Annotated in this window: 13 protein-coding genes, 1 pseudogene and 1 riboswitch; of the genes and pseudogenes, 1 reads left to right on the top strand and 13 read right to left on the bottom strand. The window is 62.0% G+C overall.

Annotated elements, in window-relative coordinates:
• Positions 1-8: 8 nt before the first annotated feature.
• The 12 genes and pseudogenes from F6V30_RS05100 to F6V30_RS05150 all read right to left on the bottom strand — a co-directional run bounded on the left by F6V30_RS05100 (position 9) and on the right by F6V30_RS05150 (position 12,155).
• On the bottom strand, positions 9-449 hold the full coding sequence (locus tag F6V30_RS05100) for an MOSC domain-containing protein (protein ID WP_151155544.1): 441 nt from the start codon (positions 447-449) through the stop codon (positions 9-11).
• Position 450: 1 nt separating this feature from the next.
• Entirely contained in the window at positions 451-1,431 is a 981-nt protein-coding gene (moaA, locus tag F6V30_RS05105) for a GTP 3',8-cyclase MoaA (protein ID WP_151155546.1), read from the bottom strand.
• Complete coding sequence (gene mobB / locus F6V30_RS05110) at positions 1,418-1,930, bottom strand: molybdopterin-guanine dinucleotide biosynthesis protein B (RefSeq protein WP_151155548.1); 513 nt, start codon at positions 1,928-1,930, stop codon at positions 1,418-1,420. Before mobB ends, moaA begins: the two co-directional genes overlap by 14 nt.
• Positions 1,931-1,957: 27 nt before the next feature.
• Positions 1,958-2,692, bottom strand: coding sequence for an ATP-binding cassette domain-containing protein (locus F6V30_RS05115; RefSeq protein ID WP_246163215.1), 735 nt, complete (start codon positions 2,690-2,692; stop codon positions 1,958-1,960).
• A gap of 3 nt (positions 2,693-2,695) precedes the next feature.
• Positions 2,696-3,382 carry an ABC transporter permease gene (locus tag F6V30_RS05120; protein ID WP_151155550.1) on the bottom strand — a complete coding sequence of 229 codons (687 nt, stop codon included), beginning with the start codon at positions 3,380-3,382 and terminating at the stop codon, positions 2,696-2,698.
• A complete protein-coding gene (locus F6V30_RS05125; RefSeq protein WP_151155552.1) occupies positions 3,383-4,201 on the bottom strand; it encodes an ABC transporter substrate-binding protein in 819 nt (272 codons plus the stop codon).
• Between the two features lie 112 nt (positions 4,202-4,313).
• A riboswitch (molybdenum cofactor riboswitch) is annotated at positions 4,314-4,430 on the bottom strand.
• A gap of 54 nt (positions 4,431-4,484) precedes the next feature.
• Positions 4,485-5,237, bottom strand: coding sequence for a molybdenum cofactor guanylyltransferase (mobA, locus tag F6V30_RS17550; protein ID WP_476739152.1), 753 nt, complete (start codon positions 5,235-5,237; stop codon positions 4,485-4,487).
• Positions 5,217-5,900 (bottom strand): annotated as a pseudogene (locus F6V30_RS17555) (formate dehydrogenase accessory sulfurtransferase FdhD); the annotation flags it as partial. The gene mobA and the pseudogene F6V30_RS17555, both read right to left, overlap by 21 nt.
• Before the next feature lie 91 nt (positions 5,901-5,991).
• Positions 5,992-7,203, bottom strand: coding sequence for an NrfD/PsrC family molybdoenzyme membrane anchor subunit (gene nrfD / locus F6V30_RS05135; protein WP_151155556.1), 1,212 nt, complete (start codon positions 7,201-7,203; stop codon positions 5,992-5,994).
• Positions 7,200-8,048 (bottom strand): 4Fe-4S dicluster domain-containing protein, encoded by an 849-nt coding sequence (locus F6V30_RS05140; protein WP_151155558.1) that lies wholly within the window; start codon positions 8,046-8,048, stop codon positions 7,200-7,202. The genes nrfD and F6V30_RS05140 overlap by 4 nt, the downstream gene beginning before the upstream one ends.
• A complete protein-coding gene (gene fdnG / locus F6V30_RS05145; protein WP_151155560.1) occupies positions 8,045-11,077 on the bottom strand; it encodes a formate dehydrogenase-N subunit alpha in 3,033 nt (1,010 codons plus the stop codon). The genes F6V30_RS05140 and fdnG overlap by 4 nt, the downstream gene beginning before the upstream one ends.
• Before the next feature lie 448 nt (positions 11,078-11,525).
• Positions 11,526-12,155, bottom strand: a complete 630-nt coding sequence (locus F6V30_RS05150) for a nitroreductase family protein (protein WP_151155562.1) — start codon at positions 12,153-12,155, stop codon at positions 11,526-11,528.
• A gap of 343 nt (positions 12,156-12,498) precedes the next feature.
• Here F6V30_RS05150 and F6V30_RS05155 point away from each other — a divergent pair, with 343 nt between their 5' ends.
• Positions 12,499-13,527, top strand: a complete 1,029-nt coding sequence (locus F6V30_RS05155; RefSeq protein ID WP_151155564.1) for a transglutaminase family protein — start codon at positions 12,499-12,501, stop codon at positions 13,525-13,527.
• Positions 13,528-13,614: 87 nt separating this feature from the next.
• Here F6V30_RS05155 and F6V30_RS05160 read toward each other — a convergent pair whose 3' ends face one another.
• Positions 13,615-14,037 carry a hotdog fold thioesterase gene (locus tag F6V30_RS05160; RefSeq protein WP_151155566.1) on the bottom strand — a complete coding sequence of 141 codons (423 nt, stop codon included), beginning with the start codon at positions 14,035-14,037 and terminating at the stop codon, positions 13,615-13,617.
• Between the last annotated feature and the right edge of the window lie 111 nt (positions 14,038-14,148).

The following is a 14,148-nucleotide window of genomic DNA, read 5'->3' on the forward strand; positions in this document are numbered from 1 at the left end:
TATACGTCCTATGAGGCGGGGCCGATAATCTGCACCTGGTCCCCCGACCGGATCTTCCCTCCGGTGATGACCTTGGCGAAGATGCCCTCCTTGGGCATGACGCAGTCGCCGGCCTGATAGTAAATGGCGCAGCGGGTGTGGCACTCCTTGCCGATCTGGGTTACCTCCAGCAGGGTTTCCCCCACCTGCAGGCGGGTGCCGATGGGCAACGTCACCAGTTCGATGCCGCGGGTGGTGATATTCTCGGCAAAGGCGCCGGCGGTCACGTTCAACCCCAGAGCCCGCATCTTGTCGATGCTCTCCTCGGCCAAAAGGCTTATCTGGCGATGCCAGTCGCCCGCGTGGGCGTCCCCCACGATGCCGTGGTTCTCCTGCACGGTGACCTCTGCCACCGGTGTTTTGCGCTCGCCCTTTTTCTCGCTGATGCAGACGGCGACGACGTGAGCCATCCTATCCCCCAATCTGTGCCATCGTAAAATTCCGGTGTTCATACCCGTTGCTGGTGATGTGGTGGCCCTTCGGCTTCGCCATGACGATCCCCTTCATGGCCTCCGTCAGGGCTGCGGGGTCCGGCGGCCGGAGATACGGCACCAAATCGGTTGTCTCGTCGGAGAACAGGCACCCCTTGGCCTGGCCGGTGGAGGTCACCCGGATGCGGTTGCACTCCCCGCAGAAGTGGCCCGAGACGGCGGTGATGATGCCGAGGGTCCCCTGGGCGCCCCGAATGCGGAAGTCGCGGGAGGGACCGGCAAAGGCCCCCTTGCACACATGCTCCAGGGTGTGGTGGGCTGCGATGCGTTGCAGGATCTCCTCGCCGGAGATGCAGTACCGTTGCCAGGCATCTTCCTTGATCACCGGCATGTATTCGATGAAGCGCACCGAGTTGCCCCGGCTCCGGGTCAGTTCGGCGAAATCCAGGATCTCCGCCTCGTTGACCCCGCGCATGACGACCATGTTGATCTTGGGGGGCGGGAAACCAGCCCGTTCGGCCGCATCCAGCCCGGCCAGCACTCTCTCCAGGTCGCCGCCCCGGGTGATGGCGGCAAAGGTCTCAGGGCGGAGGGAATCCAGGCTGACGTTCAGGCGCTGCACACCCGCTTTATACAGGTCTACGGCCATCTTGTCCAGCAGGAGGCCGTTGGTGGTGAGCGCCAGGTGGCACAGGCCGTCGATGCTCGCGAGGCGGGAGAGGAATTCGACGATGCCGGCACGCACCAGCGGCTCGCCGCCGGTGATGCGGATCTTCTCGATCCCCAGGCTGATCGCGGTTTCGGCGATCAGCTGCAGTTCCTCGTAGCGCAGGACGTCTGCATGGCGTTTCCGGGCGACGCCCTCGGCGGGCATGCAGTAGGAACAACGCATGTTGCAGCGATCGGTCACCGAAAGACGCAAATAGTTGATGGTTCTGCCCTGAGAGTCAGTCAGTTGCATGGATGATCCGTTCTTCAACGAAATCGGCTACCTGTGACGGGCTATTGAGATCCAGTACCGGCACATCCAGCTGCAATGGTTCATCACTGGCCACCGCCAGCAGGCTGGGGTCATGCGCCTCACCCCGGCAGAGCAGGGTGCCGCTCCGTTCCCGGCGATGGACCTCGATCTTGGGGAGGCCGCTCTTCTTGAAACCTTCGGTCAGGACCAGGTCAACATCGCCAAAGTAGACGGCGATCAACTCCTCGATAGGGGGCGATTCCGCGTGTTTCTTGATCACGGCCAGCTTCTCCGGCGAGGAGATCAACATGGTGTCGGCGCCCGCCTGGGTCAGGCGGTGGCTGTCCTTGCCCGGATGGTCGATGTCGAAGTGGTGGGCGTCGTGCTTGATGACCCCCACCCGGTAGCCCCGGCTCTTGAGCTCGGCAATCACCTTCTCCAGCAGGGTGGTCTTGCCGGTGCCCGATTTGGCGACGAATGAAACGGCGTGGGAGAGCATAGAGTACCTCCAGACAGGCTTTGGGGTTTACAACGTCGCGGCCGACGCCGCGATCTGGTGAACGGGAACACCGATGCCTGCCGGGATGGGGCGCTCGGCGATGAGATCCGCCTGCCCGATACCCCCGGCAACCAGGTGAATGGTCTTGCCGCCGAGACGGTCCGCATGGTTCGGTTCGTGGGTCGTCATGATGGTGCATACCCCTTGCCGGGGAAGGGAGATGATAAGGGATTCCAGCAACCGGGCGGTTTCGTGGTCCACGTTGGCGAGCGGCTCGTCCAGCAGAAGCACCCGCGGCTTGAGGGCCAGCGCCCGCGCCATGGCCACCCGGCGAATCTCGCCGCCGGAGAGCTGCAGCGCATTGCGCCGCGCGAAACTACCCAGATTGGTCTGGGCCAGGGCCGCGTCAACCCGCTGCCGCTGCTCCGCCGTACCCATCCCCCGCACCCCGAGGCCGTAGGCGACATTCTCGAAGACGCTGCCGGAGAAGAGGTAGGGAAACTGCTGCATGAGGGTGACGTTGCGCCGCAGCCTGAAGAGGGAGGGGCTCCCCCAGGGCACCGGGGCGCCGGCAAAGGTGACCTGGCCCGACGTGGGTGGGGTCAGAAATGCCAGGACATTGAGGAGGGTGCTCTTGCCCGCCCCGTTGGCGCCGGTCAGGATATGGAGACGGTTTCCCCCGATGGCCAGACGGTGCACGTCAAGCACCCGCTGGCCGTCGAAAACCATGGTGAGCTCATGTATGCTGTAGATGTCGTCCACGGACTACCTTTGCTGGAGTGTATTGAGAAACAGGTTGATCACCAGGGCCACGGTCATCAGGATCATGCCCAGGGCGAGACCGAAGGCGAACTCCCCCTTGCTCGTTTCCAGGGCGATGGCGGTGGTCATGGTCCGGGTATAGCCGCGGATGTTGCCGCCGAGCATCATGGCCACCCCGACCTCGGCAATGATCCGTCCGAAGCCGGCGATCAGGGCGGCGATGATGCCGAAACGCACCTGGCGCATCAACTGAAACACCGCCTGGAGCGGGCTGGCCCCCAGGGTCAGGGCCGTGGGCAGGATGCGCGGGTCGGCCCCCTGGATGACGCTGACCGTATAGTTGGCCACGATCGGCACCGCCAGGAGGGTCTGGCCGATGACCATGGCCGACGGCGTGAACAGGAGCCCCATGGCCCCCAACGGCCCCTGGCGGCTCAGTATCCCGTAGAGCACGAGACCCACCACGACGGTCGGCATGGCCATGAGCGTATTCAGCAGCGTAATGACGGCCCGTTTCAGGGGAAATTCGTGCAGCCCCACCGCAACCCCGGCCGGGATTCCGACCGCCGCCGCCAGGACGATGGCACCGCCGGAAACCGCCAGTGACGTCGTCACCGTCGCAAAGACCTCCGGGTCAAACGAGGCGATCAGCGCGACCGAGGTATGCAGGGATTCGGTGATAAAACCCACTTAACGACCCTTTTTCCCGTAAGTGAAGAAGACCGGATCACCGTGGACCCGGAAGGTGGCAATGACCTTCTGCCCCTCGGGACCGGTGATGTAGTCGATGAACTTCATGGCCAGGGCGTTCTTGACATGGGGGAAGCGCTTGGGATTGACGGCGATGACGCCGTAGGGGTTGAACAGCCCCTTCTCACCCTCGAAGACGGTCTTGAGGTCGGTCTTGCCGGAGCGGTAGGCGTTGTAGGTGCCCCGGTCGGCCAGGGTATAGGCCCGCCGTTCGGTGGCCATGGTGATCACCTCACCCATGCCCTGGCCCGATTCCACGTACCAGGAGCCGCCGGGCTTCATGCCCGCAGCCTTCCAGATCTCCTTCTCCTTCTGGTGGGTGCCGGACTCGTCGCCGCGGGAGACGAAGGGGGAGCGGGCGGCGGCGATGCGCTTGAACGCCTCTGCCGCGGTCTTGGCGCTCTTGACCCGCGCCGGGTCGCCGGCCGGTCCGATGATGATGAAGTCGTTGTACATGACGTCCCTGCGGTTGACCCCGAAACCGGCGGCCACAAAGGCGTCTTCAAGGGCGCGGGCGTGCACCAGCACCACATCCACATCGCCGGTCTCCCCCAGTTTCAGGGCCTTGCCGGTGCCGACGGAGATGACATCCACCGTGCAGTTGTACTTCTTCTCAAACGGAGGCAGGAGCACCTTGAGCAACCCCGAGTTTTCGGTGGAGGTGGTGGTGGACATGCGCAGGCGCTCGCCGGCTGCGGCCACGCTGCACAGGCCCAGCACAAGGGCAAGGGTCATCCCGAATTTCAAAAGCGTTTTCATTGCGTTCCTCCGCCTGGATAGGTGTGATGCATTCTGGAATACCATTGAAACCTCGATACAAAAAAGGGCTCCTTCCTTATGGAAAGAGCCCTTTGAGCGTGCAAGACAGCAGCATATCGCCATCGGGTCTCCTTTCCAAAAGGGAGGCGCAGCCGTTTCCCGCCGTGCCCATTGACCGGCCGCCACGGGGTAACCCGACAGGCGGAACGGCTCGGAGATTTGTCTGTTTTTGATATAATACCTGCTCAGTATACCTGAGTCAATTCCCTTGGCAATGGCCTTTCTAACTGCCTTGGGCGGCAAGGGAGGGGTCGGGGCGGTTCCTTACCCGTTCGCCGTCGCGCAACTCGAAGTAGTCGGCCGGAGTATTGATGTTCCTGAAGGAGTCGAGCGAGGGGTCGAAGGTCGTGACCTCGTCCCGGGAAAAGACGCTGACCCTGGCCTCGGGAAAGAAGGAGACGATCCTCCTGCTGCCCGATTGGAGCGCCTTTTCCATGGCGTCGCGGCATTGCCTGCCGTAAAAGGCGTGCAGCGGTTCCAGCCCTTTTTCCCCTTCGGGAATGATCACGTCGGCCTTGGTTCTCAGCGCGGCCAGCCGCTTGATCAGGGAGCTGTTCAGGTAGGGCATGTCGCAGGCCACGGCAAAGATATGGGGGGTGTCGCTGTGATACAGGCCCGAGTGCAACCCGGCCAGCGCTCCCATGCCGGGATGCAGGTCGGGCACTTTGCGGCAGGGGAGAAAGGCATATTCGTCCGGGGTGTTGGTGACGATGATGACCTCGTCGAATAGTTCCGACATCTGCCGGTAGATGGCCTCGATGAAGCGGCCTCCCTTGTAGGGGAGGAGCGCCTTGTTGCTCCGCATGCGGCTTGATTTGCCCCCGGCCAGGATGACGCCCGTGACGCCCGGGATCGTCCTGCCCGTGGGGGAGGCGTGCCGTCCCGGTTCGGCGGCAATGGTCCCGGGGTGGCTGTACACGGTGAACTTGCCGCCGCGCACGTAACCGATGAGGGTAATGCCGGCCTGCTCGCACATGGTGATGGCCATATCGGTGGGGGAGGTGCGGGAAGCGATGAGGGTGATGCCCAGCAAGGCGGCCTTGGCCGCCATCTCGGTGGAGATTCGGCCCGACGTGACCAGCAGCTTGCCGGCCAGGTCGATGCCCTTCAAGAGCGCCTCGCCGGCGATGCGGTCCAGGGTGTTGTGCCTGCCGATATCCTCGGCGGCGAGGATGATGCCCTGCTCGTCGCCCACCGCTGCCGAATGGATGCCGCCGTGGCTCTTGTACTGTTCCGACCGGCGGTTCAACTCGTCCATCAGGCGGAATATCGTATCCGCCGCCACCCGTGCGGGCGGTGCCGGGACGGTGCGCGCCTCGGCGCTGGGGAGGCTGAAGGTGATGCCGGTCCCGCAGCCGGAGGTGAGGACCGGTTTGAGCCGTTCCGGCAGTTCGCCCTTGATGCGGACATTGGCGGTGCCGAAATCTTCGCACACCGCCAGCATGTGGAAATCACTGATGCAGGTCACGAAACCCTGCAGGCGGAGAAAGCCGGCCACCAGGAAGCGGAGATCGTGGGGCGAGGCGATGAGGGTGGCTATCTCCCGGCCGTTGACATGGAGAACGACCGGAAACTCGCGGACGGTATCGCCCTGCTGTTCTTCAAGCCTCCCCTGGTGGTACACATGGGTTGTTTTCATACGTGCATAACCTATTCCGGGTTGTTGAAGGGGGCGCGGAAGCTGCACCGCGAACGGTATGACTTCCGTGCCCCCGGACAAGATGCTTGATCTATGCTTCGTGTGCCGCCTTGAGTCCCTCGGGGCCCTTTTCCAATTTGCGGAAATGGTCCGGGATGGTGTAGTCGGTGGCCTCGGGATGGTGTTCGAAGATCGGGAAATACTTGGCGATCAGCACGAAGAAGAGGATATGGGCGGAGATGATGCCCATGGTCACCAGAGACTCGATGACGGACGGGACGTAGATCTGCTGTCCCGGTTGTTCCATGCCGAACATGGAGACGTTGAAGCGGTTCAGGACCAGCCCGAACAACACAAAGCTGGCGGCCCGCAACTGCATTTTTTTGTCGGTGCGGATTCGGTTGCTCAGGTACATGCAAAAGGGCACAAACACCCCGACGACCATTTCAACCAGAAACAGGGCCAGGAGCACCGGCCGGTCGAAGAGCGGGCCGTGGGAGAGGAATGCCAGGGCGTAGGCCTTGACCGCGATATAGATCCCCATGACCCAGGGGATGATCTTGGTCAGGGTGGCCAACAGGTCCGACTCGTCCGGCTGCCCCATGTATTTATGCACCAGGCTGGCCTCGAAGATGACGATGGAGAGGCCGGTAAAGATGGAGGAAAGCCAGAACTGGAGCGGCAGAAGCGGGTTGTACCAGAGGTTGTGCAGCTTATCCACGGCGATCAGGAAGAACGTGCCCAGGGTTGACTGGTGCAGGGTCGAGATCATGGCCGCCAGGATGGCAAAGGGAATCTCCAGGGTGCGCAGCAGGCGCAGCGGCAGGTGCCAGCCGAAGCGCTCGGCCACCGGGTGGAGGAATTCCAGCGTCAGGACCGTGGTATAGGCCATGATGCACATGGAAACTTCGAACATGGGGGAGTGAACGTTCCAGTACAAGAGGACGTTGATGCCGCGCTGGGGCTGCCCCAGGTCGAGCAGCAGGCCGATGCAGACCAGGGAGTAGCCCAGGAAGCCGGTGATGATGGCCGGCCTGACCAGGGGCTCCAGCTTTTTGATGTGGAACACGTGGGCCACGACGCCGATGGTGAACGCCCCGGCCGCCAGGGGCACCGAGGTGACGACGTCGAAGGAGATCCACAGGCCCCAGGGATAGGTGTCGTTCAGGTTGGTGGTGACTCCCAGGCCGAAGATAAAGCGAGCCAGGGCGGCCAGGGCGCCGACTCCGGTCAGGACGATCATCAGTTGGATGAAACGGTGATAACCTTTGATTTCATTGATAACCAGCTTGGCCGCGGTCATTGATCCTCCTCCTTCTGCTCCGGGTTGACGCGGGAATTTTTGAACTCCTCCTCACGACGTATGCGCTCCTTGCGGTGCTGGAACCACGTAATGGCCGAGAGGGTGCCGCCGACCCCCAGGAAGATGCCCGGCACCAGGCGCAGGGCCTGCCAGGTGTAGGAGGGGAGGGGCCGCTTGGTCACCTGTTTGAAGCCCAATTCGTCCAGGGGCTGGTGGGTCAGGTAGAGGACGCTGGTGCCGCCGGCCTCTTCCTTGCCGTAGATGGCCTGGAAATAACGATCAGGCCGGCTTTTGAGGCGCCGCTCCGCTTCTTGCAGCATGTCCGCCCGGTCACCGTAGGTGATGGCCGTGGGGCAGGCGGTGGCGCAGGCCGGTTGCAGCCCTTCCTTGACCCGGCTGTAGCAGCCGGTGCACTTGCGCACCAGGGGGAAGGCCTTGCTCCATTCATACTTGGGTATGCCGAAGGGGCAGGCCACCATGCAGAAACGGCAGCCGATGCAGCGCTTTTCGTCGTAGACCACCGGGCCTTCCGCGGTTTTCTTGAAGGCACCCACCGGGCAGACCGAGGCGCAGGCCGGCTCGTTGCAGTGCATGCACATCTCTTTGTAAAAGGCGAACTCGTTCTGCCCGTGTTTCTGGTAATCCCGGAACTTGATCCGGGTAAAGGTGTACTCGGACATGGCGGGGGGGTTCTGGTACCCTTCGCCGCTGAAAAACACGGTCTTCTCCGCCTTGAGTTGGTTCCACTGCTTACAGGCCACCTGGCAGCCGCGGCAGCCGGTGCATTTGGTCGTATCGATCAGGAACGTCTTGGTTTTGTTGAAATCAATGTGTCCGCCACTCATGCTTTCGTACCCCCTTTCTCGATATTGCAGAGAAACGCTTTGAACTCGGGGATATTAGTGTTGGCGCATCCCACGGTCGGGGTCAGCAGGTTGGCGCTGTCCCCCTTGGCCAGGCCGGAGTAGCCGAAGTGCCACGGCATGCCGACCTGCTCCACCGGCTTGCCGTTCACGTTGAGGGGCTTCAGGCGGGAGGTGACCAGGGCCACCGCCTCGATGGCGCCACGCTCGGTGGTTACCTTGACCTTGTCCCCTTTTTTGATCCCCTTCTGTTTTGCCAGGGATTCGCTGATCTCCACGAACATGTCCGGCACCAGTTCCACCAGCCAGGGGAGGCTGCGGGTCATGCCGCCGGTCTGCCAGTGCTCGGTCATGCGGTAGGTTGTGCCGATGAGCGGGAACTTGGCGAGGTCGCTGCTGATGTTGGCCGGAATCTTCACCAGCGGGTTGTTCTGCACCTTGGAGAGTTGATTCCGGGCCGGGCTCTCCATGGGCTCGTAATGCTCGGGGAAGGGGCCGTCCTTCATATCCAGGGCGTACAGCCGGCCATGCCCCTCGGCCAGCATGATGAAGGGGTACTTGCCCTCCTTTGCGTCCTTCATGGGGGGCCAGGGGCCGTCCGGCACATCGCCCTTCCATTTTTTCTCAACGGCGTCCCAGGCGATGATCGGCCGCTTGGGGTTGAACGGCGCGCCGTCCGGCGTGACCGATGCCCGGTTGTAGATGATGCGGCGGTTGAGCGGCCAGCACCAGGACCATTTGGGGAACAGCCCCAGGCCCGTGGGGTCGGACGCGTCGCGCCGTGCCATCTGGTTTCCTTCCTTGGTATAGGAGCCGCAGTAGATCCAGCAGCCGCTGGTGGTGGAACCGTCGGCCTGCAGGTACTTGAACATCGGGACCTGGTCCCCCTTCTTGAATTCCAGGGTTTTGTCCTTGTCCACGATGGTCGTGTCCTTGGTGAAGGAGCCGTTGATCTCCTTGGCCACCAGGTGGACGTCGGGCTCGTGCCCCTCGCCGTAGTTCCAGGCAAGTTTGGTGATCGGCTCGGGGAATACCCCCTTGTCTTTGATGTAGAGAGCTTGCACGCGTTTGAAAAACTGGTTGATGATCCAGAGATCGCTCTTGGATTCGCCCACCGGTTCCACCGCCTTGTAGCGCCACTGGGCCCAGCGCCCCGAGTTGGAGATGGAACCTTCCTTCTCCACGGAAGAGGCGGCCGGCAGCATGAATACCTCGGTATGGATATCCTTCGGGTTGACGCCGGGGCGTTTCCAGAAGATGGAGGTCTCGGTCTGCCACAGGTCCACCGTCACCAGCCACTTCAGTTTATCCAGGGCACCCCGGGCGCTGTTTGAGTCGGGACCGCCCATGGCCGGGTTCATGCCCATGCAGACCAGTCCTTCCACCTCGCCTTTGCCCATCCGCTCGATGATCTTGGAGTAGGAATAGTTGCTGCTCCACTTGGGCAGGTAGTTGTAGCAGAAGTCGTTTTCCGGCGTGGCGTTGTCGCCGTACCACGCCTTGAGCAGGCTGGTGATGTATTTGGGGGTGTTGCCCCACCAGTTGGCGCTTTTGGCGTCCTTGGTCTTGGGGGTGTACTTCTCGATGTAGGCCTTGAAGTCCGTGTTGGCGAACTCGGGCAGCTTGAGGTAGCCGGGTAAGCTGTTGAAGAGCAGGCCGTAGTCGGTGGAACCCTGGACGTTGGACTCGCCGCGCAGGGCGTTGACCCCGCCGCCGGCGATGCCGATGTTGCCCAGCAGCATCTGGAGCAAGGCAACGGCCCGCACGTTCTGGGTACCGTGGGTCGATTGGGTGATGCCCATGGCATAGAGGATCGTACCGGCTTTGTCGGCGCGGCCCGTGGCGCAGAAGGTCTTGGCCACCTTGAGGAAATCCTCTTTCTTGGTGCCGGTGATGGAGCAGACCATGTCTGCGTCGTAACGGCTATAGTGCTTTTTGAGCAACTGGTAGACGCAGCGCGGGTCCTTCATGGACATGTCCCGCTTGGGGTTGCCGGCCGCGTCGTTCTCGTAGGCCCAGGATTTCAGGTCGTAGCTCTTCTCCTGATCGTCGAAGGAACAGAACAGGCCGTCCTGGAAACTGAACTTCTCGTTGATGATGAAGGCGGCGTTCGTGTACTCCCGAACGTACTCCTCGTGGATCATGTTGTTTTGCAGGGCATAGTTGATCATGCCGCCCAAAAAGGCGATATCGGTCCCCGGACGGAGCTGGGCGTAGATATCCGCCTTGGAGGCGCTCCTGGTGTAGCGGGGATCGGCGACGATCAGCTTTCCGCCGTCGTCCATGGCCTTCTCGATCCACTTGAAGGAGATCGGGTGATTCTCGGCCGGGTTGCAGCCGATGATGAAGATGGCATCACTGTTTTTCAGGTCAATCCAATGGTTGGTCATGGCACCACGACCGAATGAAGCCGCCAGACCGGCGACTGTAGCGGAGTGTCAAAGTCGGGCCTGGTGTTCCAGCATCCCGACGCCCATGGCGCGGGAGAACTTGGACCAGAGGTAACATTCCTCGTTGTCCAGTCCGGCCCCGCCGAAGAACGCCATGCCTTCGGTGCGGTTCACCACGTATTCCTTGTTGTCCTTCTTATTGATCTCTTTCGCCTTGAAGTTCTTGTCGCGGGTCTCCTTCATGCGCAGGGCGATGCGGTCCATGGCCCAGTCCCACGATTTCTCCTCGAACTTGTCCGAACCCGGTGCCCGGTACATGACCTTCTGCAACCGGTTTTCGTTGACCGCCACCTGGAAGAGCGAACTCCCCTTGGAACAGAGCGAGCCATGGTTGATCGGATGCTGGGGGTCACCCTCGATGTTGACGATCTTGCCGTCCTTGGTGTGGACGATCAGGCCGCAGCCGACCGCGCAATAAGGGCAGATGGTGGTGGAACTCTTCAGTCCCTTGATCCTCATCTGCGGGGCATCGGCGCTCGCCTCGCCCGGCCTGCCGGTAAGGGCCACGCCGGCTGCCGCCAGCGCTCCTCCCCGCAGGAAGTCTCTTCGTGACATTCCCATACAGCTAACTCCCTTCACTATGAATAATTGTCCGGGCAGCAGAGGAAATGTTGGCTGCCCGGCGCCTTTGAGGTCACGCGTATACAGCAAATGGTATGCCTAACGGGGAAAATGACGGACGCATTTGATAAGTACCAGTAATTATTTTATATTTGTCGTGAGGAGGCTTTGGGGTGACCTTGGGAAAGGTATAGTGAGGTGATCCCTTTTGACCAGGTGGTGCACCCTTTTGTCAATTGGATAAAGGGGGTCTTAAATGGTGGTTGGGGGTCTGGTGGGGGTGTTTGAAATGCTGTCGTAGGGGGGCGATGTGGTCATGCGGGGCCAGGGGGGGCTGGAAGGGAGCGTGGAGTCAGGAGGAGACACCGTGCCGGCCGGTTCTTAAACATTACGCGCCGATACCGCGGCCCGTCCCGTTTCCGCTCCCAATTCAGGCGCCGAGTGCGGGTCAATCCAGGTATCTTACCTTCATCTCGAACGGCTCTTTCTTGGGCCCGCTCCCCCCCTCCCTGGAAGCATACCCCACGGGGACCACCGCCATGAACTCTCCCGCAGGTTCCCCCAGGAAGGCCAGGACCTCGTCCTTCATCAGGAACATGATGCCGAGCCAGACCGACGCCAGTCCCAGGGAGGTCGCCGCGAGCAGCATATTCTCAACGGCCGCCGCGGAGCTCTGGATCTCCATGGTCCTGAAGAAGTCGTAGGCCATCTCCTTCTCCACCTTGAAGAGCTCCGTGCCGTGATCGATCAGGTCTCCCGTGTTCGCAACGGCGATCACGACCGCCGCACTGGCGATGCTCCGTGCCGACATGCGCAGGAGTGCCTGGGCCGGTTTGGAGAAACGGGAAGCGCCTTCGGAGACCAGCTCGGCAAGCTCGTGTTTCTTTTGCCCCTTGAGGACGATAAACCGCCATGACTGTTGATTGTGGGCGGAAGGGGCCTCGTTTGCCGCTCGAAGGAGTATATGGATTTGTTCGTCGGAGACCGCCTCCTCCCTGGCAAAGGCCCTGATGCTCCGCCGCGCCTTTATGGTTTTCAGGGTTTCGTTTGTGGAAAAGATGGTTTCTTCTGGTAGCATGATTACCTCGATTGAAAGATGGGGAGGGCAACGGCGGCGGATTGCCACAAATGTGCCGGTCAAAGGTGAGGGCGGGGACCGGCACCGCAGATGCCCGATGCGTCATTCCCTCATTAGCACAATTTGCCGCCTCTTGAAAGTGATTTCCCCTGGATCTGTCCTGCAAGGCAGGGAGCCCGTTTCCTTGCCGCACCGCCGGCCGTCTTGTCTGTCGGGGCCGGGTGACGTATCTGTTTTATGACTGCATGGCAGCGGTTTTGATTGAAACTACCAATTTGACCTGGCCGGGGCGTCACGCTATAAGTGTGGCCGCATTTTCGATTGAACCCCAAAGGAGAAGTACATGAAAATCAGCAGATTCTTGGCCGCTGCTACGGCGCTGCTCGCGGCCCTTGCCCTGGCCCCGGCCTCGTGGGCGGCCCCTAAAAAACATTCCGGCACCATCACCACCACCGTGGACCTGTCCGCCTACGACCCGGCCGGGGAAGCGGAGCTGTGGCTCCCCTATCCGGTCTCGGACCGGGACCAGAAGATCACCGACGTCACGGTCAAAGGCGACTTCGTCGCCTCGGCCGTGTATGCCGATGCCGCCTTCAGCACCCCCATGCTGTACGCCCGCTGGAACAAGGGGGCCACGAGCCGCAAGCTGACCTTCTCGTTCAAGGCCGAGCGCAGCGAGGTCGTCCGCCGGGACTTCCCCGCCGTGGAGGGGACCTGGAACCGGGCCGATTTCGCTCAATATCTGGCCGCCACCAGCCTGGGCCCCCTGGATGGCGAGGTGGGCAAGCTGGCCACGACCATCACCGCCGGCAAGACCACGGTGCTTGAGAAGGCCAAGGCGATCTACGACTGGACCTGCGAGAACACCTACCGCGATCCCAAGACCCGGGGCTGCGGCGCCGGTGATGTGTGCGCCCTGCTCAAACAGCCGGGGGGCAAGTGCGCCGACATCCATTCCGTGTTCGTCGCCCTGGCCCGGGCGGCCGGCGTCCCCGCACGGGAGGCGTTCGGCATCCGCATGGGGAAAAAAGATGTGGAGGACGTGTCCACCTGGCAGCATTGCTGGGCCGAATTCTACCTCCCGGGCTACGGCTGGGTGCCGGTTGACCCGGCCGATGTGCGCAAGGCCATGCTGGTGGAGAACCTCAAGCTGGAGGACGCCAAGACCAGGGAATACCGTACTTACTTCTGGGGCGCCATCGACCCCTACCGGGTCAAGCTCTCCGCCGGCCGGGATCTGATCCTCAATCCGCCCCAGCCGGGCGGCCCGGTCAACTACCTCATGTACCCCTTTGCCCGGGTGGGGGACAAGATCATCGACTCCCTCGACCCGGCAACCTTCAAGTATTCCATCATCTACACGGCGCGCTAGGGCGTGTAATTCACTAAGTATAACGCAATCATGTTCCCTCTCCCCGCGGCAAGGGAGGGGGAACATGATCGTTGCATATCCACCGGGCTACTTGGCGATATTGGCCACGGTCAGCCGGGAGATGCAGACCAGCTTGTCCCGCTCGTCATGGATTCTGATCTCCCAGATCTGGGTCGTCTTGCCCACGTGGATCGGTCTCGTGATACCGGTCACCCACCCCTCCGTCACCGGGCGGATGTGGTTCGCATTGATCTCCAGCCCCACGATCCGCTGCCGTTCCCGGTCCACGCACAACCCGGCCGCGATGCTCCCCAGGGTCTCGGCCAGGGCCGCCGAAGCCCCGCCGTGGAGGATGCCGGCCGTCTGCCGGGTCCGCTCGTCCACCGGCATCCGCGCCTTCAGGTAATCGTCGCCGATCTCCAGGTACTCGATCCCCAGGTGCTCCATCAGGGTGTTTCTCGATCTCTCCGTGATCTGCTCCAGGGTTGCCGGGGATTTCCAGATGGGCATGGCGGTTTCCTTTCTCTGCCGTCGCACGGGCACTTCTTGTCTTGTAGGGAGGGTAGCAGAAGGGCCTGGCGTGTCAAGCTCGCCGGGAACCGGGTCGGCATAATGCTGTTC

Source organism: Oryzomonas sagensis (assembly GCF_008802355.1).
GTDB classification, from domain to species: Bacteria; Desulfobacterota; Desulfuromonadia; order Geobacterales; family Pseudopelobacteraceae; genus Oryzomonas; species Oryzomonas sagensis.